Consider the following 18,793-nt stretch of genomic DNA (forward strand, 5'->3'; position numbering starts at 1 on the left):
AGGGCGCACCGGAAAATCCGGGCGCCCGTCCGTCGGGGTGTCACGCGCCGGCGCGCGCCGCCATCCGGGCCTTGCGCGCGGCCAGCTTCTCGTCGAACTTCAGGGCCTCCGCGTCCAGCCCGCCCATGAACAGACCGAGTTCCTCCTGCGCCTTCAGGCCCTCCGGGCCGAGGCCGTCGATCTCCAGGACCTTCAGGTGGCGCAGCACCGGCTGGAGCACGTCGTCGTGGTGGATGCGCAGGTTGTAGACCTCGCCGATCGCCATCTGGGCGGCGGCCCGCTCGAAGCCGGGGATGCCGTGGCCGGGCATGCGGAAGTCGACGACGACGTCCCGTACCGCCTGCATGGTCAGGTCCGGGGCGAGCTCGAAGGCCGCCTTGAGCAGGTTCCGGTAGAAGACCATGTGCAGGTTCTCGTCGGTCGCGATGCGGGACAGCATGCGGTCGCACACCGGGTCGCCGGACTGGTGGCCGGTGTTGCGGTGCGAGATGCGGGTCGCGAGCTCCTGGAAGGCGACGTAGGCGACCGAGTGCAGCATCGAGTGCCGGTTGTCGGACTCGAAGCCCTCGCTCATGTGCGACATCCGGAACTGCTCCAGCTTGTCCGGGTCCACCGCGCGCGAGGCGAGCAGGTAGTCGCGCATCACGATGCCGTGCCGGCCCTCCTCGGCGGTCCAGCGGTGCACCCAGGTGCCCCAGGCGCCGTCCCGGCCGAACAGCGAGGCGATCTCGTGGTGGTAGCTGGGCAGGTTGTCCTCGGTGAGCAGGTTCACCACCAGGGCGATCCGGCCGATCTCGGTGACCTTGGACTGCTCCTTCTCCCAGGCCTGGCCGTCCTCGAAGAAACCGGGGAAGTTACGGGCGTCCGTCCACGGCACGTACTCGTGCGGCATCCAGTCCTTGGCGACCTTCAGATGCCGGTTCAGCTCTGTCTCGACCACTTCCTCCAGGGCGTACAGCAGCCGCGCGTCGGTCCAGGCTGACGAGCTGCCGAGATGGGGAGAAGTGATCGTCACGAGAACTCCAGGGGGACGCCGAACAAGAGCGGATGAACGGGAGCAGACCGGCGAGCGGTGCCGGAACCTACGTGATCGTAGGCTACGAATCCGTAGGTTACGAAGCCGTAGGTTAAGTGCGATGTAAAGACTGCTGATCAGGCCCGGTGCGCAAGGCGAATCGGGACATGCCAACCAGCCCCGGGACTCGCAGGTCCCGAGGCTGAAGAGGCGAAACGATCACTCGTCAGGCGTACAACTCCCGCAGCCGCACCGAGAGACACGTCACACATCCCTCGAGTTTCTCGAACTCGGAGATGTCCACCGTGACCACCTCGTGGCCGAGGTCGGTCAGCAGCTCCGCGGTCTTGGGGGCGCCGGCCGACATCAGCAGCTTGCCGCCGCCGAGCAGCACCACATGGGCGCCCGCGTCCTCGGGCACCGCCAGGAAGCCCGGGAACAGCGAGGGCCGGTCCACGTTCGGGATGTGCCCAAGAATCGTTCCGTCGGGCAGGGCGGTCACCGCCGACTTCAGATGCAGCACCTTGCTCACCGGTACGGCGACCACACGTGCGCCCAGCGGCTCGAACGCGGCCCGCAGCTGCTGTATGCCGGCCGCGTTGGTCCGCCCGCCGCGGCCGACGTAGACGGTGTCGCCGACCTTGAGGACGTCACCGCCGTCCAGGGTGCCGGGCTCCCAGATCCAGTTCACCGAGCAGCCGAGGCGGGCCACCGCCTCCTCGACGCCGGCCGTCTCCTGGCGCCGGGACTCGGCGCCGGGCCGGGTGATCAGCGCCACGTTCCTGTACATGACGACCGTGTCCTCGACGAACACCGAGTCCGGGCAGTCGTCCTCCGGGTCCACCTCGACGGTCTCCCAGCCGTGCGTGCGCAGCGTCTCCGCGTACGCCTCCCACTGCTCCTGGGCGAGCTCGACGTCGACCTTCTCCCGCTCGATGTGTGTCACCAGGCCTTCGGCGAGGCGCGGGCTGGGGCGGCGGATGAGGGCCTTCTGGCTGGGCACGACGGGTCTCCGGGGTCGGGGTTCGGCCCGGCGCCCATCGCGGGGCGCCGGACCGCCATCATGCAGGGCGGGTCCGTGTCGACAAAACCCCCCGTTGTCAGGCTGTGCCCTCCCCGAGACCGGCCACCTCGTCCGGTGTCGTGCCCGTCAGCTCCCCGTCCGCCATCAGCAGCCACCGCGTGATCCCGATCGACTCCAGGAACGGCAGGTCGTGACTGGCCACGATCAGGGCGCCCGCGTACGACTCCAGGGCCGTGGTGAGCTGCCGGACGCTCGTTATGTCGAGGCTGTTCGTCGGCTCGTCCAGCATCAGCAGCTGCGGCGCGGGCTCCGCCAGCAGCAGGGCCGCCAGCGCCGCCCGGAAGCGTTCGCCGCCGGAGAGCGTCCCCGCCTGCTGGTCGGCCCGGGCGCCCCGGAACAGGAAGCGGGCCAGCCGGGCCCGGACCCGGTTGTTGCCGGCCTCCGGCGCGAACCGGGCCACGTTCTCGGCGACGGTCAGCTCCGGGTCGAGGACGTCCAGACGCTGTGGCAGGAAACGCAGCGGCACGTGCGCGTGCGCCTCGCCCGCGACCGGTGCCAGCTCGCCGGCGATCGTCCGCAGCAGCGTCGTCTTGCCCGCGCCGTTACGCCCGATCAGCGCGATCCGCTCGGGCCCGCGCAGATCGAGGATCCCCTTCACCCGCGAACCGTGCGCGAGCTCCAGGTTCTCCAGCGTCAGCACGTTGCGGCCCGGCGGTACGGCCGTGTACGGCAGTTCGACCCGGATCTCGTCGTCGTCCCGTACCGCCTCCACCGCCTCGTCCAGCCGCTCCTTCGCCTCGCTGAGCCGCTCCTCGTGCATGATGCGGTGCTTGCCCGCGGACTCCTGGGCCGCGCGTCTGCGTGCGCCCATGACGATCTTCGGCTCGCGCTTCTGCTCGAACATCTTCTGCCCGTACCGCTTGCGGCGGGCCAGTTTGACCTGGGCGTCGGACAGTTCGCGCTTCTGCTTGCGGACATCGGCCTCGGCGACCCGCACCATGCGCTCGGCCGCCTCCTGTTCCACCGCGAGCGCCTCCTGGTACGCCGAGAAGTTGCCGCCGTACCAGGTGACCTCCCCGGTGCGCAGGTCGGCGATCTGGTCGACCAGGTCGAGGAGTTCGCGGTCGTGGCTGACCACGATCAGCACGCCCGGCCAGGACGCGACGGCCGCGTACAGCCGCCTGCGGGCGTACAGGTCCAGGTTGTTGGTGGGCTCGTCGAGCAGCAGCACGTCCGGGCGCCGAAGCAGCAGCGCGGCCAGGCGCAGCAGCACCGACTCGCCGCCGGACACCTCGCCGACGGTCCGGTCCAGGCCGACGTGGCCGAGGCCGAGTTCGCCGAGGGTGACCAGGGCGCGCTCCTCGACGTCCCAGTCGTCGCCGACCGTCTCGAAGTGCCGCTCGGACGCGTCACCCGCCTCGATCGCGTGCAGCGCGGCCCGCCGGGCGGCGATGCCGAGCGCCTCGTCGACGCGCAGCGCGGTGTCGAGCGTGACGTTCTGCGGCAGGTGTCCGACCTCGCCGGCCACCTTCAGGGTGCCGTCGGACGGGGTGAGCTCGCCGGCGACGAGCTTCAGAAGTGTTGATTTCCCTGATCCGTTGACGCCGACCAGGCCGGTGCGGCCGGGGCCGAAGGAGATGTCCAGGCCGTCGAAGACGGGGGAGCCGTCGGGCCAGGCGAAGGACAGGGACGTGACGGTGACGGAAGCAGACATGGGCGCCTCGCGGTTGCTTGCGGTGTCGGGGGGCAAACGCGTGTCGAGACACCGCGAGGCAGAAGCCGAGAGGGCCAGGGAGAGATCCTGCGCCGGGAGGACGGCTCACACGCCGAGGTCGAACGCCACAGACACACCTCACGGGTGTGACGCGGTGTCTCAGGACCTCAGACGAGCAACGTCCTTCTCCAATCGACGGCAACAGGACGTCTACACCGTACGAGCGGGCTCGATGAGGCGTCAACGCGTTAAACCGAGGCGTCGACGCATTGGACGCGAGCCTGTCCGGGCTCCACATGCATGTCGGATTCCTGCCAGCCTCCGCCCGGCACAGGGTGGTTGGGTCGTCCGCATGACGAAGAACCAGAGCACCCTGCGGGACCACGCCCTCGCCTTCCACGCCCTGCACGTCCCGGGGCGGCCGCTCGTCCTCCCGAACGCCTGGGACGCGGTGAGCGCCCGGCTCGCGGAGGACGCGGGCGCCGCCGCGGTGGCGACCACCAGCGCCGGGCTCGCCTGGGCCCTGGGCGCCGTCGACGGCGACCGGCTGGACCGGGACCGGGCGCTGGAGGCCGTGGGGCGCATCGTCGCCACGGTGCGGGTTCCGGTCAGCGCCGACATCGAGAGCGGGTACGCCGAGGATCCGGCGGGTGTCGCCGACACCGTCCGGGCGGTGCTCGCGGCGGGCGCGGTGGGCATCAACATCGAGGACGCCCTGTACGGCGAGGAGGGGAGCGGGCCGCTGCGGTCGGTCGTGGGGCAGGCCGAGCGTATTGCGGCCGCGCGTGCGGCCGCGGACGCGGAGGGCGTGCCGTTGTTCGTGAACGCCCGGATCGACACCTTCCTGCGCGCCGCCGGGGGAGTCGACGCCACCCTGGAGCGGGCCGCCGCCTTCCGGGCCGCGGGCGCCGACGGGATCTTCGTCCCCGGGGTGGTCGATCCGGAGACGGTCAAGGCGCTCGTCGAGGGTGTCGACGGGCCGCTGAACGTGCTGGTGGGCCCGGGCGCGCCGGCCGTCGCCGAACTGGCCGCCCTCGGTGTCGCCCGGGTGAGCGCCGGTTCCGGCCTGGCCGAGGCCGCGCACGCGTCCGTCCGCCGCGCCGCGCGGGAGCTGCTGGACGCGGGAACGTACGGGGCGCTGGCGGGCGGGCTCGGCTACGGCGAGCTCAACACCCTGCTGGCGCGGGAGTGCTGACTCAGCAGGCGTCCCGCATCAGTTCGGCCAGGTCGTGGTCCAGGTCCAGCTGGAGGTGTTCGAGACCGGTGGGGACCAGGGCACCGGTGGCCTCCAGGAACCGGCGTATCTCGCCCGTGCGCACATGGACGACGGCGGTGCCCTCGGGGGCGTGGAACTCCAGCACGGTCCGGTCGTAGCCGTACGGTCGTACCCGGACGTCGCCGCTTCCCTCGGGGGCGTGCAGCCCGGCCGCCAGCAGCTCGCGGGAGAACGTCCAGCAGACGTCGACCCCCTCCAGGGTGGCCGGGGCCGGGAAGGTCATACGCACGGCGAAGGGGTCCTCGCGGTCGTAGCACAGGGTGGCGGGAATGCTCGGCATGCGCGGTGACGCGGCGACCAGGCGGGCCTCTACGGGCTGCTCGATGACGGTGGACAACGCCTTGCTCCCTCGTGACGGCTGTACGAATTTCCGGGCGTGTGAGACCTGGCACTGGAAGAGACGACGGAAGCGGCCGATCCGTGCACGCGAAGTGCGAGTGACCTCCGTCACCGGCCCCGTTCACACCTGGGGCTTACCTCTCACGGGGGACTGCGGGGCCCTCTGGACGGCGCCGTGAAGGTCGGCTAACTTCGCGCGCCATGAGGCGCTTGGGGAGCACGCGACGCACAGGACGAGCCCGACGTACCGGCCGGGTGGTCGCGGTGGGGGTGGCGTGCACGGCGGCGCTGGCCGCGCTGACCGCCGGCTCCGCCCAGGCCGCGACGCGGGCACCGCACTGGGCGCTGAAGGACACCGGCACCCCGGACGTGCGGTTCCGGGGCCTGGCCGCCGTCGACCGGAACACCGCCTGGCTGGCCGGTACCGGCGGCACCGTACTGCGCACCACGGACGGCGGGACGAGCTGGCGCAACGTCTCCCCGCCGGGCGCGGGCGACCTCCAGTTCCGGGACGTCGAGGCGTTCGACGCGCGCCGCGCGGTGGTGCTGGCCATCGGCGAGGGCGAGGCGTCCCGGGTCTACCGCACCGACGACGGCGGCCGGACCTGGACGGAGTCCTTCCGCAACACCGACCCCGCCGCCTTCTACGACTGCATGGCCTTCTTCGACCGCCGCCACGGCCTCGCCATGAGCGACCCGGTCGACGGGAAGTTCCGCATCCTGTCGACGAGCGACGGCGGCCGTTCGTGGCGCGTGCTGCCGGGCGGCGGCATGCCGGCCGCCCTGGACGGCGAGGCGGGCTTCGCGGCGAGCGGCCAGTGCCTGGTCACCTCAGGGCCCAAGGACGCCTGGCTGGCCACCGGCGGCGGCGCGCACGCGCGCGTGCTGCACTCCACCGACCGCGGCCTCACCTGGACCGCCGCCGACACAACCGTCCCGGCGGGCGATCCGGCCAAGGGTGTCTTCGCCCTCGCCTTCCGCGACCGTACCCACGGCCTCGCGGTCGGCGGCGACTACCGCGCCGACCAGGCCTCACCGCAGGCGGCGGCGGTCACCCCGGACAGCGGCCGCAGCTGGCGGCCCGCCGCCACCCCGCCGGCCGCCTACCGCTCCGGTGCCGCCTGGCTCCCGCACAGCCGCACCACGGCCCTCGCCGTCGGCCCCACCGGCACCGACCTGACCACCGACGGCGGCCGCACCTGGCGGACCGTCGACACCGGCTCGTACGACACGGTGACCTGCACACCGGACCTGAGCTGCTGGGCGGCCGGCGAACAGGGGCGGGCGGCACGCCTGGAGAGCTGACTCCCTCCGACGGAGTCGGCGGCGTGGTCGCCGAACAGGCGGCGGCCGCCAGGAGAGCCCGCCGTGGTCGGTGATCACGATGAATGCGGGCGGCCCGACCGCAGCGCCCGGGCACCAGGGGGCTGCCCCCGGTCGCCGTACGCGCGCGTGGGACGTCGTACGCTCGTGCCCACCATGACGACGACCGTAGGCGTACCCGCGGGCTGGCCCGTGACCGAGGAAGCGGCCCTGGCCGTGCAGGACGAGCTGCGGGGGCGGGTGGTCCTCGACGAGCCGGGCCCGGCCCCCGGCACCGGGCATGTCACCGGCGTCGACGTGGCCTACGACGACGAGCGCGACCTGGTGGCCGCGGCGGCCGTCGTCCTGGACGCGGCGACCCTGGAGGTCGTCGCCGAGGCGACCGCCGTCGGCCGGGTGTCCTTCCCGTACGTGCCGGGACTGCTCGCCTTCCGTGAGATCCCGACCGTACGGGCCGCCCTCGGCGCCCTGCCCTGCCCGCCGGGCCTGGTCGTCTGCGACGGCTATGGTCTCGCCCACCCGCGCCGCTTCGGCCTCGCCAGCCACCTGGGCGTCCTCACCGGCCTGCCCACCGTCGGCGTCGCCAAGAACCCCTTCACCTTCGCGTACGACGACCCGGACGCCCCGCGCGGCAGCCACGCACCGCTCCTCGCCGGCGCCGAGGAGGTCGGCCGTGCCCTGCGCACCCGGGACGACGTGAAACCGGTGTTCGTCTCCGTCGGCCACCGGGTGAGCCTCGACAACGCGTGCGCCCACACGCTCGCGCTCACCCCGAAGTACCGCCTGCCGGAGACCACCCGCCGCGCGGACGCGCTGTGCCGCAGGGCGCTGCGCGAAGCTCAGGGCTGAGTAGCGATTCTGAGTACTAGTACGGATGCCGCTGTTACCGTCCGACGGCAGGCTGGCCCGCATGACGACACACCGTGCACCCAAGCCCGCGGCCGACCCCGCCCCGTCCGTCGAGCGCGCCGTGAACGCGGCACTGGTCCTCGCCGTGGTGGCGGGGTTCGCCTGGATCGTCGGCATGCTCTACACCGTGCTGGAGTGGCAGTCCTGACGGCACCCGAGTCCCCTAGAACGTTGCAGCCACCCGGAACCCGATCCCGGCCGCGCGCAGCCGCTCGGTCAGCGCGTCGCCCATCGCCTGCGCGGTGGTGACCTGGCCGGCCGTCGGCGGCAGGTCGTCGAAGGCCAGCGACAGGGCGGCCTCGGCGAACATCTTCGCCGTCTCGCCATAGCCGGGATCCCCGCCCGAGACCTCCGTGAACACCCGCCGTCCGCCGCCCTCGCCGACGAACCGGACCGAGAACCAGCTACGGGCACGCTTCTCCGCGTCCGGCCCGTCCCCGGGCCTGAGCCGGTCCGACAGCCAGCGCCGGGCCGACGGCAGCTGGGCCGCCGCGACGACCGCACCCACGGCCGCGACCCCGCCGAGCGCCATCGGCAGGTGCTTGACGGCCGCGTAGTGCCGGTAGCGGAAGTCGGGGCCGTAGCGGTCCAGGGCCTTCGCCGAACGGCGCACGATCTGGGCGTCGATGGTGGGCAGCGGCAGCGCCCAGGAGCCGACCTCGGCTGCGAAGCGCGGGACACCCGTCGGCGCGCTCGCCCGGCGGCTCAGCAGCCGGGGCTCGTGCCGGGCACGGTCCCGCGCGGCGGCGATCATCTGCCGGGGGCGCGCGAACTGGTCCAGTGCGGAGGCGAAGGTGCCGCCGGAGAAGGTCGCGTCGGCGGTCACGAACCCGTCCACGGTCAGCGGCGCGCCCTCCGGCAGCTGCCGGACCGTGAAGTACGCACCCAGGTCGTGCGGGACCGAGTCGAAACCGCACGCGTGCACCAGGCGCGCGCCCGTCTCACGCGCGCGTGCGTCGTGCCGGACGTACATCAGGTCCACGAACTCCGGCTCGCCGCACAGGTCCAGATAGTCGGCGCCGGTGTCCGCGCAGGCCGCGACCAGGTCCTCGCCGTACCGGCCGTAGGGGCCGACCGTCGTGGCCACCACGCGCGCGTGCTCGGCGAGGGCGCGGACCGTGGCGGGCTCCGCCGCGTCGGCGCGCAGCACCCCGACCCCCGCGCCGCCCGGCAGCCGCTCGCGCAGCGCCTGCAGCCTGCGCTCGTCCCGGGCCGCGACGGCCCAGCGCAGGCCCTGGGGCGCGTGGGCGGCGAGGTACTCGGCGGTGAGCTCGCCGACGAAGCCGGTGGCTCCGAAGAGCACGAGGTCGTAGGGACGGTCCGTCGTCTTCAGCCTGCTCATGACACCTCTCGGTCCTGCAACCCGCGCCGTTGTCGGTGGCTGAGGCTAGCGTGAGGGGTGCGGAGGCACCCCCACCGGGTATCTTGACTAAGCGCTTGCTCGTCTACCCTTGTGCCCAGTGGAACGTGTTCTTAGCATTGTCGGTGTTACATCAGTTGTGTCACATGACTGGGGGCGGCATGGCCACGGCAGGGACGCCAGGACACGGCCCGCTCTCCGGCGTGCGCGTGGTCGAGCTGGCCGGTATCGGTCCCGGCCCGTTCGCCGCCATGCTCCTCGCCGACCTGGGCGCCGACGTGGTCCGCGTCGACCGGCCCGGCGGCCCGGGGCTCGCCATCGACCCGGCGTACGACGTCACCAACCGCAACAAGCGCTCGGTGCTCGTCGACCTGAAGTCCCCCGACGGCCCCGCCCGCGTCCTCGACCTGGCCGCCCGCGCCGACATCCTGATCGAGGGCTACCGCCCCGGCGTCGCCGAGCGGCTCGGCGTCGGCCCCGAGGACTGCCACGCCCGCAACCCCCGCCTCGTCTACGGCCGAATGACCGGCTGGGGCCAGCAGGGGCCACTTGCGCACCGCGCGGGCCACGACATCGCCTACATCGCCCTCACCGGCACCCTCGGCATGATCGGCCGCCCCGACGAGCCCCCGGCCGTCCCCGCCAACCTGCTCGGCGACTACGCGGGCGGCTCCCTCTACCTCGTCGTCGGCGTCCTGGCCGCCCTGCACCACGCGCGCGCGACCGGCACCGGCCAGGTCGTGGACGCCGCCATCGTGGACGGCACCGCGCACCTCGCCGCGATGATCCACGGCATGGTGGCCGCGGGCGGCTGGCAGGACCGGCGCGCCGCCAACCTGCTGGACGGCGGCTGCCCGTACTACGGCACCTACGAGACCGCCGACGGCGGCCACATGGCCGTCGGCGCCCTGGAACCCCAGTTCTACGCCGAGTTCCTCCGGCTGCTCGGCGGCCTCGACGACCTGGCCGACGCCCGCAAGGACTGGACCCGCTGGGGCGAGCTGCGCGAGCGCGTCGCCGCCCGCTTCAAGGCCCGAACGCGGGACGAGTGGACGGTCGTCTTCGAGGACTCCGACGCCTGCGTGGCCCCCGTCCTCTCCCTCCGCGAGGCCCCGCACCACCCCCACCTCGCGGCCCGGGGCACCTTCACCGACCACGGCGGCATCACCCAGCCCGCCCCCGCCCCGCGCTTCTCCGCGACCCCCACGACCGTGCGCACGCCTCCCGCCCGGCCCGGCGCCGACACCGGCGCGGTGGCCCAGGACTGGGGCATACCGGCACTTCTCGACGACCATGACGACGACCACGACAAGGACGCCACCTGATGGAGCTCTCGACCTTCCTCGACTACGCGGGCGACCCGCGTACCGCCGCGGACCAGGCTGCCGCGCTGGAGTCGGCGGGCCTCGACGCGGTCTGGGTCGCGGAGGCCTACGGCTTCGACGCGCCCACCATCATGGGCTACCTGGCCGCCCGCACCGAACGGATGAAGATCGGCTCCGCGATCCTCAACGTCTACTCCCGCACCCCCGCCCTCATCGCCCAGACGGCCGCCGGCCTCGACGCGGTCTCCGGGGGCCGCGCGATCATCGGACTCGGCGCGTCCGGCCCGCAGGTGATCGAGGGCTGGCACGGGAAGGCGTACGACAAGCCTCTCGGCCGTACCCGCGAGACGATCGAGCTGACCCGGCGGATCCTGCGCCGCGAGGTCATCGACCACCACGGCATCACCGACATGCCCCGCCCCGGCGGCCTCGGCAAGCCCCTGAAGATCCTCACCAAGCCGGTCCGCCCCGCGGTCCCGCTCTACGTGGCGTCCCTCGGCCCCGCCAATGTCCGGATGACCGCCGAGATCGCCGACGGCTGGCTGCCCACCCTGTTCATCCCCGAGAAGGCACAGGACGTCTGGGGCACGCCCCTGGCGGAGGGCGCCGCCCGCCGGGACCCGGCCCTCGGCGAGCTGAAGATCGTCGCCGGAGGCCTGCTCGCCATCGGCGAGGACGCGGCCGCCGCCCGCGACCTGGTCCGCCCCAGGATCGCCCTGTACGTCGGCGGCATGGGCGCGCCGGGGAAGAACTTCTACAACGACCTCGCCGTCGCCTACGGCTACGAGAAGGAGGCCCGGCTCATCCAGGAGCTGTACCTCTCCGGCCGCAAGAAGGAGGCCGAGGCGGCCGTGCCGGACGAGTTCTGCGAGCTCATAACCCTCTGCGGCCCGGAGGGCTACGTCCGGGACCGCATCGCCGCCTTCCGTGCGGCGGGCGTGACCATGCTGGAGATCGCCCCCGTCGGCCCGGACCCGGCCCGCCTGGTCGAGACCGTCAAGAACTGGCTCTGACCCGCCCTCTCTTGAAAGCCCTCGTCTCTTGAAAAACCCTCGTTGAAAGGCTTGTCAGTGAGCACCGAAGCGTACGTGTACGACGCGATCCGCACCCCGCGCGGCCGCGGCAAGGCGAACGGCGCCCTGCACGGCACGAAGCCCATCGACCTGGTCGTCGGGCTCATCCACGAGATCCGCGACCGCTTCCCGGATCTCGATCCGGCCGCCATCGACGACGTTGTGCTCGGTGTCGTCGGCCCGGTCGGCGACCAGGGCTCCGACATCGCGCGGATCGCCGCGATCGCCGCCGGACTGCCGGACACGGTCGCCGGCGTGCAGGAGAACCGCTTCTGCGCGTCCGGTCTTGAGGCCGTCAACATGGCCGCCGCCAAGGTCCGTTCGGGCTTCGAGGACCTCGTCCTCGCCGGCGGCGTCGAGTCGATGTCCCGGGTGCCGATGGCCTCCGACGGCGGCGCCTGGTTCAACGACCCGATGACCAACCTGGCCGTCAACTTCGTGCCGCAGGGCATCGGCGCCGACCTGATCGCCACCATCGAGGGCTTCTCCCGCCGGGACGTCGACGAGTACGCGGCGCTCTCCCAGGAGCGCGCGGCGACGGCCGTGAAGGAGGGCCGCTTCGAGCGTTCCGTGGTCCCCGTGAAGGACCGCGCGGGCCTCGTCGTCCTCGACCACGACGAGCACCTGCGCCCCGGCACCACCGCCGACTCCCTCGCCAAGCTCAAGCCCTCCTTCGCCGACATCGGCGAACTGGGCGGCTTCGACGCCGTCGCCCTGCAGAAGTACCACTGGGTCGAGAAGATCGACCACGTCCACCACGCGGGCAACTCCTCCGGCATCGTCGACGGCGCCTCCCTGGTCGCCATCGGCTCCCAGGAGATCGGCGAGCGCTACGGCCTCACCCCGCGCGCGCGGATCATCTCGGCCGCCGTCTCCGGCTCCGAGCCGACCATCATGCTCACCGGCCCCGCCCCCGCCACCCGCAAGGCGCTCGCCAAGGCCGGCCTCACCATCGACGACATCGACCTGGTCGAGATCAACGAGGCGTTCGCGGCGGTCGTGCTGCGCTTCGTGAAGGACATGGGCCTGTCCCTGGACAAGGTCAACGTCAACGGCGGCGCCATCGCGCTCGGCCACCCCCTCGGCGCCACCGGCGCGATGATCCTCGGCTCGCTCGTCGACGAACTGGAGCGCCAGGACAAGCGCTACGGCCTCGCCACCCTGTGCGTGGGCGGCGGCATGGGCATCGCCACCATCGTCGAGCGTGTCTGAAACCCCGGCGGAACCAAGAGACTTCACGGAGACCCTCACATGACCGAGAGCACCACCATCCGCTGGGAACAGGACGACACCGGCGTCGTCACCCTCGTCCTGGACGACCCCAACCAGTCCGCCAACACCATGAACGCGGCCTTCGCCGCGTCCCTCGCCGCGGTCACCGACCGACTGGAGGCAGAGCAGGACTCGATCCGGGGCATCATCTTCACCTCCGCCAAGAAGACCTTCTTCGCCGGTGGCGACCTGCGCGACCTCATCCGGGTCACCCCCGAGACCGCCCAGGACCTCTTCGACGGCGGCCTGGCGGTCAAGCGCAACCTGCGCCGCATCGAGACCCTCGGCAAGCCGGTCGTCGCCGCGATCAACGGCGCGGCCCTGGGCGGCGGTTTCGAACTCACCCTCGCCTGTCACCACCGCGTCGCCCTCGACACCCCCGGCACCAAGATCGGCTGCCCCGAGGTCACCCTGGGCCTCCTCCCGGGCGGCGGCGGAGTCGTCCGCACGGTCCGCCTCCTCGGCATCGCCGACGCCCTGCTGAAGGTCCTCCTCCAGGGCACCCAGTACAACGCCACGCGCGCGTTGCAGAACGGGCTCATCCACGAGGTGGCCCAGTCGCCGGAGGACCTGCTGGCCAAGGCCCGCGCCTTCATCGACGCCAACCCCGAGTCCCGCCAGCCCTGGGACACCCCGGGCTACCGGATCCCCGGCGGCACGCCCGCCAACCCCAAGTTCGCCGCCAACCTGCCCGCCTTCCCGGCGACCCTGCGCAAGCAGACCAACAACGCCCCCTACCCGGCGCCGCGCCGCATCCTCGCCGCCGCCGTCGAGGGCAGCCAGGTCGATTTCGAGACCGCCCAGGTCATCGAGGCCCGCTACTTCGTGGAGCTGGCCGCCGGGCAGACCTCGAAGAACATGATCCAGGCGTTCTTCTTCGACCTGCAGGCCGTCAACTCCGGTGCCAACCGCCCCAAGGGCATCGAGCCCCGCAAGGTCACCAAGGTCGCCGTCCTCGGCGCGGGCATGATGGGCGCCGGCATCGCCTACTCCTGCGCCCGCGCGGGCATCGACGTCGTCCTCAAGGACGTCTCGGCCGAGGCAGCCCAGAAGGGCAAGGGCTACTCCGAGAAGCTCTGCGCCAAGGCCGTAGCCAAGGGCCGCACCAGCCAGGAGAAGGCGGACGCGCTGCTCGCGCGGATCACGCCCACCGCGGACCCGCAGGACCTGGCCGGCTGCGACGCCGTCATCGAGGCCGTCTTCGAGGACACCTCCCTCAAGCACAAGGTCTTCCAGGAGATCGAGTCCGTCGTCGCCTCCGACGCCCTGCTCTGCTCCAACACCTCCACGCTCCCCATCACCGCCCTCGCCGAAGGCGTCGAGCGCCAGACCGACTTCATCGGCCTGCACTTCTTCTCGCCCGTCGACAAGATGCCGCTCGTCGAGATCATCAAGGGCGAGCGCACCGGCGACGAGGCCCTCGCCCGCGCCTTCGACCTGGTCCGGCAGATCAACAAGACGCCGATCGTCGTCAACGACTCGCGCGGCTTCTTCACCTCCCGGGTGATCGGCCACTTCATCAACGAGGGTGTCGCCATGGTCGGCGAGGGCATCGAGCCCGCCTCGGTCGAGCAGGCGGCGGCCCAGGCCGGCTATCCGGCCAAGGTGCTCTCCCTGATGGACGAGCTGACCCTCACCCTGCCGCAGAAGATCCGCCGCGAGTCCCGGCTGGCCGTCGAGGAGGCCGGCGGCACCTGGACCGCGCACCCCGCCGAGGCGGTCATCGACCGCATGGTCGACGAGTTCGGCCGCCCCGGCCGCAGCGGCGGCGCCGGCTTCTACGACTATGCCGAGGACGGCAGCCGAGCCGCCCTGTGGCCCGGCCTGCGCGAGCACTTCGCCAAGCCCGGCCACGAGATCCCGTTCCGGGACATGCAGGAACGCATGCTTTTCTCCGAGGCCCTCGACACCGTCCGTCTCGTGGAGGAGGGCGTCCTCACCTCGATCGCCGACGCCAACATCGGCTCACTCTTCGGCATCGGCTTCCCGGGCTGGACCGGCGGCGTCCTCCAGTACATCAACGGCTACGACGCCTACGGCGGGGCGGATGCAGGCCTGCCCGGCTTCGTGGCACGCGCGCGTGAACTCGCCGAGACCTACGGCGAGCGGTTCACCCCGCCCGCGCTGCTGGTGGCGAAGGCGGAGAAGGGGGAGACCTTCACGGACGGGCGCTGAGCCGACGCCGAGCCGAGTGCGCGGAGCGGACCCTCCTCAGGAGTCCGCCGGCCACTGGTGCACCTCCGCACTGAGCGACCGCTGGAAGGCGGTCAGCAGTGCCTGGACCACCAGCGGCTGCATGTGCGCGGACAGGGACTTCACGTCCGCCTCGGTCCGCTCCGCCACCTCGGCCCGGAACAGCTGGGACAGCTCGTGCGCGGCCGCCCGCGCGTGTTCGGTCAGGACCGTGCGCGCGGCCAGGATCGCCTTCTCGGACAGCGGCACGTCGAGGAGCTGCACGGCGAGCCTGAGCAGGCCGGGGTCGATGCGGTAGGCGTCCCCGTCGGGCCGGACGACATCCATGGCGACGAGCCGTTCGACGTCCTCCTCGTCCAGCGGCCGTCCGGCCCGCCGCCGTAGCTCCCCGGCCGTCACGGTCTCCTCGGTGTCCGGGGCCCAGGAGGCGACCACGGCCCGGTGGATGGCCAGGTCGTGGTGGCTCAGCCCGGGCGGCAGCTGCGCCAGATAGCGCTCGATCGCCGCCAGCGTCATGCCCTGGTGCTGCAACTCCTCGATCAGGGCCAGCCGGGCCAGGTGCTCGCGCCCGTAGTGGCCCACCCGGCGCGGACCGATCACCGGTGGCGGAAGCAGCCCCCTGGTGCCGTAGAAGCGGACCGTGCGGACCGTGGTGCCGGCCCGCGCGGCGAGTTCGTCGATCGTGAGCGCCGGCTCCCTGGAGTCGCCGTCGGCGTCGGTCGTCATGTGCAGCAGTATCGCTGTCACACCGGCACTGTGACACCGGGATCCGCTTCGCAATCTTGCGCGGCATGGTGCTGGTCTTCTCGCACCAGTCCTTGCGCCGGTTCGTCTCACGGACCTTGAGCCCGGCGACTTTCGCGTACGCGGCGGCCTTGAGCGCGCTGCCTTTCGGGGCCCGAGCTGTGCGACGCTCGTGCTTGCGGATCTGCGCCCGCTCCTTGACCGTGAGTTGCGGACAGTTCAGCTTGCGCCCGTCCGACAGGGCCGCCGTGATGGTCACACCCCGGTCGACACCGACGACCTCACCCGTCCCGGGCGCGGGAGTTGGCTCGGGGACGACCGCGAAGGCCGCGTGCCACCGACCGTTGCGGTAGGTGACCCTGAACGTCTTGGCAGCGGGATGCCGCGCGCCCCCGCCCACGGCGCCGAGACGGAAACGGACCCAGCCGCAGCCGGGAACCTTGACCTGCGCCCAGCGCCGGTTCAGCTTCCGCACGACCACCGAGCGGCCCATGACCTGCTTGCCGTTCTTCTGGTTCAGTTTCGGACTGCCGTCCGGTTCGTACTCGGGTACACGGTCGGTGCCGATGACCCGGAAGCCCTCGTGCTGGTACTTCTTACGCCAGGTCGGCTCGCCGAAGCCGGAGGTGAAACGGGCGTTCCTGGCCTGGGCGAAGTCCTCAGGGCCTGCTGTTGTACGTCCGCGTTCCCCGCGGCCAGCCACTCGTTGTCGCGCCGGGCTTCAGTGAGCTGGCGGCACTGCTCCGCAAAACCAGGCGCGGGCTTGCGTCCCTTGCGCATACCGTCGGCCAACATCACCCGAGTGAGTGACTGCTTCCGCCTCGGCCGACCACCCTCCACCCGATCGCGTCCCCCCGGTCACGAATGACGGGGCACCCTGCCCGCAAACAAGGTGGAACGACCTGGAGGTCGGCCACAAGTCTCTCCTGATCATCCCAGTGAGCGTCGTGCTGGTGGTAGGGCTGGTTCGGCGTTCGCCGACGGGTCTCCCGGACGGCCGACAAGGAGCTGTCCCAGCTCACGAAGTAGCAGGTCAGCGCCGTTGTCAGTGGCATCGCCTACGGTGGCGTCATGTCGGAGATCACATACATCCGGGGGGACGCCACCACGCCGTCGGGCAAGGGCGTCAAGGTGATCGCCCACGTCTGCAACGACCTGGGGGGTTGGGGAAAGGGCTTCGTGCTGGCCCTCTCACGCCGCTGGCCGGAGCCGGAGAAGGCATACCGTGCCTGGCACCGCGACCGCGCGAACAACGACTTCGGCCTGGGCGCGATCCAGCTGGTCCGCGTCGACCGGTACATCTGGGTGGCTAACATGATCGGCCAGCGGGGGACCAGAACCGGCAGCAAGGGCGTACCGGTCCGTTACGAGGCGATCGACACGGCACTGGGCAAGCTGGCCGACGAGGCGCTCGAACGCGGCGCGTCCGTACACATGCCCCGCATAGGCTGCGGACTGGCGGGCGGCAAGTGGTCCCGGATCGAGCCGCTGATAAAGGAGCGGCTGGTGGGGCGGGGAGTAGCGGTCACCGTCTATGACCACGGCGAGACAGCGCCCCTTTAGGGGCGCGGGGCTGCGTTTGATTTGCGGCTCCGCCGCGCGGGCGCGACCAGACACAACGGACCCGCAGCCCCCCACCCACCGAACCCGGCACCCCCTCAGTGCACGTCGTTCGTAGCCTCGATCTGCTTCCACGACTTCGGCTGGACCGGAGCCACCGCGGCCCTGAAAGCAGGCACCGTCGGCTTGGTCGGCTCGAAGAGCCACGCATCGAACAACCCGGACAGCGACTTCCCCGACACCTTCTCCGCGTACTCCTCGAAGTCGGCCACCGAAGCGTTCCCGTACGCGTGCTCCTTCGGCCACCCCTTCAGAATCGCGAAGAACGCGTCGTCACCGACCTCGTTCCGCAGCGCCTGCACGGCCAGCGCCCCCCGGTCGTAGACAGCGATGTCGAACTGGTCGTCGGGGCCGGGATCCCCCGGCTTCACCGTCCAGAACGCGTCGTCGGCCGGATGCGACGCGTACACGTAGTCGGCGAGCTCCTGCGTCGTGCCCTCGCCCTCGTGTTCGGACCACAGCCACTGGGCGTAACGGGCGAACCCCTCGTTGATCCAGATGTCCTTCCAGCCCTTGAGGGAGACGTCGTCGCCGTACCACTGGTGCGCCAGCTCGTGCACGACCACCGAGGTGTTGGCGCCGTTCGCGAACTGCTTCGGGCTGTAGTAGACCCGGGTCTGCGTCTCCAGCGCGTACCCGGTGGTGGTGTTCGGCACGTACCCGCCGGCCGAGCTGAAGGGATACGGCCCGAAATAGCCGGAGAGCCAGTCGACGAGTTCCCCGGTGCGCTCCACGCTCGCCCGGGCCGCCCCGTCGTTGTCGCCCAGGTCCTTGCTGTAGGCGTTGACGACCGGCACCCCGCCCTCGGAGGTACTCGTCGTGATGTCGAACTTCCCCACGGCCAGAGTGGCCAGATAGGTCGCCTGCGGCTTGTTCTGCCGCCAGTTGTACCGGGTCCAGCCGAGCTTCGAACTCGTCGACTGGAGCAGGCCGTTGGAGATGACCTGGGTGCCGTCGGGGACGGCGACCGACACGTCGTAGGTCGCCTTGTCCAGCGGGTGGTCGTTGCTCGGGAACCACCACCAGGCGGACTCGGGCTCGTCCGCCGCAACCGCCCCGTCCGGGGTGCGGTGCCACGTGTTGAAGCCGTACGCGCTCTTCGTCGACGGCACCCCGCTGTAGCGGACGACGACGGTGACCTGCGTGCCCTTCGCCAGCGGCGACTTGGGGGTGACGACCAGTTCGTGCTGACCGGACGTGGCGAAGTCCGCCTTCACCCCGTTGACCCGTACCTCGCTGACGTCCAGCAGGAAGTCCAGGTCGAAGCTGGACAGGTCCTGTGTGGTGCGCGCCAGGATCGTCGCCGTACCGGCCAGTTCGTCGGTGGCCGGCTGGTACTGCAGCCGCAGGTCGTAGTGGGAGACGTCGTAACCGCCGTTGCCGTAGTACGGGTAGTAGGGGTCGCCGATGCCCGGTGCGCCGGGGCTGTAGCTCGCGGCCGATGCCGGGATCGCCAGCAGCAGTGAGGCCGCCGCGAGGGCGGCCGGCGCGAGGATTCTGCGGTGCACGAGAACTCCAGGTCGGTAGGGGGCCGAGGCGCACCCGCCACACCACGGCGGGCAGCGCCAAGTCGATGGAGCATGAAACTGTTCGGAGCCTATTCAGT

At 71.6% G+C, this 18,793-nt stretch carries 16 protein-coding genes; 9 read left to right on the top strand and 7 right to left on the bottom strand.

Annotation, left to right across the window (positions count from 1 at the left end):
- Nucleotides 1-40 precede the first annotated feature (40 nt).
- The 3 genes from ACFWPS_RS08200 to ACFWPS_RS08210 all read right to left on the bottom strand — a co-directional run bounded on the left by ACFWPS_RS08200 (nucleotide 41) and on the right by ACFWPS_RS08210 (nucleotide 3,753).
- Complete coding sequence (locus ACFWPS_RS08200; RefSeq protein WP_383702332.1) at nucleotides 41-1,015, bottom strand: acyl-ACP desaturase; 975 nt, start codon at nucleotides 1,013-1,015, stop codon at nucleotides 41-43.
- Nucleotides 1,016-1,241: 226 nt separating this feature from the next.
- Nucleotides 1,242-2,018, bottom strand: a complete 777-nt coding sequence (gene ddaH / locus ACFWPS_RS08205) for a dimethylargininase (protein ID WP_383702334.1) — start codon at nucleotides 2,016-2,018, stop codon at nucleotides 1,242-1,244.
- Between the two features lie 97 nt (nucleotides 2,019-2,115).
- Complete coding sequence (locus ACFWPS_RS08210) at nucleotides 2,116-3,753, bottom strand: ABC-F family ATP-binding cassette domain-containing protein (protein WP_383702336.1); 1,638 nt, start codon at nucleotides 3,751-3,753, stop codon at nucleotides 2,116-2,118.
- Between the two features lie 352 nt (nucleotides 3,754-4,105).
- Between ACFWPS_RS08210 and ACFWPS_RS08215 the strand changes: the two genes are divergently transcribed.
- A complete protein-coding gene (locus ACFWPS_RS08215) occupies nucleotides 4,106-4,948 on the top strand; it encodes an isocitrate lyase/phosphoenolpyruvate mutase family protein (RefSeq protein ID WP_383702338.1) in 843 nt (280 codons plus the stop codon).
- A 1-nt stretch (nucleotide 4,949) separates the two neighbouring features.
- Here ACFWPS_RS08215 and ACFWPS_RS08220 read toward each other — a convergent pair whose 3' ends face one another.
- Nucleotides 4,950-5,366 (bottom strand): SsgA family sporulation/cell division regulator, encoded by a 417-nt coding sequence (locus tag ACFWPS_RS08220; RefSeq protein ID WP_383702340.1) that lies wholly within the window; start codon nucleotides 5,364-5,366, stop codon nucleotides 4,950-4,952.
- Between the two features lie 203 nt (nucleotides 5,367-5,569).
- Between ACFWPS_RS08220 and ACFWPS_RS08225 the strand changes: the two genes are divergently transcribed.
- From ACFWPS_RS08225 to mmpA, 3 genes are all read left to right on the top strand, one after another.
- Nucleotides 5,570-6,673, top strand: a complete 1,104-nt coding sequence (locus tag ACFWPS_RS08225; RefSeq protein ID WP_383702342.1) for a WD40/YVTN/BNR-like repeat-containing protein — start codon at nucleotides 5,570-5,572, stop codon at nucleotides 6,671-6,673.
- A gap of 174 nt (nucleotides 6,674-6,847) precedes the next feature.
- On the top strand, nucleotides 6,848-7,540 hold the full coding sequence (locus ACFWPS_RS08230) for an endonuclease V (protein WP_383702344.1): 693 nt from the start codon (nucleotides 6,848-6,850) through the stop codon (nucleotides 7,538-7,540).
- Between the two features lie 61 nt (nucleotides 7,541-7,601).
- Nucleotides 7,602-7,748: a morphogenic membrane protein MmpA gene (mmpA, locus tag ACFWPS_RS08235; protein WP_383702346.1), complete on the top strand. Its 147-nt coding sequence runs from the start codon at nucleotides 7,602-7,604 to the stop codon at nucleotides 7,746-7,748.
- Between the two features lie 15 nt (nucleotides 7,749-7,763).
- Here mmpA and ACFWPS_RS08240 read toward each other — a convergent pair whose 3' ends face one another.
- Nucleotides 7,764-8,942, bottom strand: coding sequence for a saccharopine dehydrogenase family protein (locus tag ACFWPS_RS08240; protein ID WP_383702348.1), 1,179 nt, complete (start codon nucleotides 8,940-8,942; stop codon nucleotides 7,764-7,766).
- Nucleotides 8,943-9,121: 179 nt separating this feature from the next.
- On the opposite strand from ACFWPS_RS08240, the gene ACFWPS_RS08245 reads away from it, so the two are divergent.
- Genes ACFWPS_RS08245 through ACFWPS_RS08260 form a run of 4 tightly spaced genes read left to right on the top strand, consistent with a single transcriptional unit; the run spans nucleotide 9,122 to nucleotide 14,805 of the window.
- Nucleotides 9,122-10,285 carry a CaiB/BaiF CoA transferase family protein gene (locus ACFWPS_RS08245; RefSeq protein WP_383702350.1) on the top strand — a complete coding sequence of 388 codons (1,164 nt, stop codon included), beginning with the start codon at nucleotides 9,122-9,124 and terminating at the stop codon, nucleotides 10,283-10,285.
- On the top strand, nucleotides 10,285-11,298 hold the full coding sequence (locus tag ACFWPS_RS08250; RefSeq protein WP_383702352.1) for an LLM class F420-dependent oxidoreductase: 1,014 nt from the start codon (nucleotides 10,285-10,287) through the stop codon (nucleotides 11,296-11,298). The genes ACFWPS_RS08245 and ACFWPS_RS08250 overlap by 1 nt, the downstream gene beginning before the upstream one ends.
- Before the next feature lie 57 nt (nucleotides 11,299-11,355).
- On the top strand, nucleotides 11,356-12,570 hold the full coding sequence (locus ACFWPS_RS08255) for an acetyl-CoA C-acetyltransferase (protein WP_383702354.1): 1,215 nt from the start codon (nucleotides 11,356-11,358) through the stop codon (nucleotides 12,568-12,570).
- Nucleotides 12,571-12,609: 39 nt separating this feature from the next.
- Nucleotides 12,610-14,805: a 3-hydroxyacyl-CoA dehydrogenase NAD-binding domain-containing protein gene (locus ACFWPS_RS08260; RefSeq protein ID WP_383702356.1), complete on the top strand. Its 2,196-nt coding sequence runs from the start codon at nucleotides 12,610-12,612 to the stop codon at nucleotides 14,803-14,805.
- Nucleotides 14,806-14,841: 36 nt separating this feature from the next.
- Here the strand turns inward: ACFWPS_RS08260 and ACFWPS_RS08265 are convergent, their stop codons facing one another.
- Nucleotides 14,842-15,549 carry a MerR family transcriptional regulator gene (locus ACFWPS_RS08265; protein ID WP_383702622.1) on the bottom strand — a complete coding sequence of 236 codons (708 nt, stop codon included), beginning with the start codon at nucleotides 15,547-15,549 and terminating at the stop codon, nucleotides 14,842-14,844.
- 1,089 nt (nucleotides 15,550-16,638) lie between these two features.
- On the opposite strand from ACFWPS_RS08265, the gene ACFWPS_RS08270 reads away from it, so the two are divergent.
- On the top strand, nucleotides 16,639-17,130 hold the full coding sequence (locus ACFWPS_RS08270) for a macro domain-containing protein (RefSeq protein WP_383702358.1): 492 nt from the start codon (nucleotides 16,639-16,641) through the stop codon (nucleotides 17,128-17,130).
- Nucleotides 17,131-17,225: 95 nt separating this feature from the next.
- Here ACFWPS_RS08270 and ACFWPS_RS08275 read toward each other — a convergent pair whose 3' ends face one another.
- Entirely contained in the window at nucleotides 17,226-18,695 is a 1,470-nt protein-coding gene (locus ACFWPS_RS08275; RefSeq protein ID WP_383702360.1) for a M1 family metallopeptidase, read from the bottom strand.
- Between the last annotated feature and the right edge of the window lie 98 nt (nucleotides 18,696-18,793).

This window comes from Streptomyces sp. NPDC058457 (genome assembly GCF_042720695.1).
In the GTDB taxonomy this organism is placed as follows: Bacteria; Actinomycetota; Actinomycetes; order Streptomycetales; family Streptomycetaceae; genus Streptomyces.

Coding starts and splice junctions, on each gene's coding strand:
- ACFWPS_RS08250 (WP_383702352.1), top strand. CDS start 10,285: ATGGAGCTCTCGACCTTCCTCGACTACGCGGGCGACCCGCGTACCGCC.
- mmpA (WP_383702346.1), top strand. CDS start 7,602: ATGACGACACACCGTGCACCCAAGCCCGCGGCCGACCCCGCCCCGTCC.
- ACFWPS_RS08215 (WP_383702338.1), top strand. CDS start 4,106: ATGACGAAGAACCAGAGCACCCTGCGGGACCACGCCCTCGCCTTCCAC.
- ACFWPS_RS08210 (WP_383702336.1), bottom strand. CDS start 3,753: ATGTCTGCTTCCGTCACCGTCACGTCCCTGTCCTTCGCCTGGCCCGAC.
- ACFWPS_RS08245 (WP_383702350.1), top strand. CDS start 9,122: ATGGCCACGGCAGGGACGCCAGGACACGGCCCGCTCTCCGGCGTGCGC.
- ACFWPS_RS08260 (WP_383702356.1), top strand. CDS start 12,610: ATGACCGAGAGCACCACCATCCGCTGGGAACAGGACGACACCGGCGTC.
- ACFWPS_RS08225 (WP_383702342.1), top strand. CDS start 5,570: ATGAGGCGCTTGGGGAGCACGCGACGCACAGGACGAGCCCGACGTACC.
- ACFWPS_RS08270 (WP_383702358.1), top strand. CDS start 16,639: ATGTCGGAGATCACATACATCCGGGGGGACGCCACCACGCCGTCGGGC.
- ACFWPS_RS08265 (WP_383702622.1), bottom strand. CDS start 15,549: ATGACGACCGACGCCGACGGCGACTCCAGGGAGCCGGCGCTCACGATC.
- ACFWPS_RS08230 (WP_383702344.1), top strand. CDS start 6,848: ATGACGACGACCGTAGGCGTACCCGCGGGCTGGCCCGTGACCGAGGAA.
- ACFWPS_RS08240 (WP_383702348.1), bottom strand. CDS start 8,942: ATGAGCAGGCTGAAGACGACGGACCGTCCCTACGACCTCGTGCTCTTC.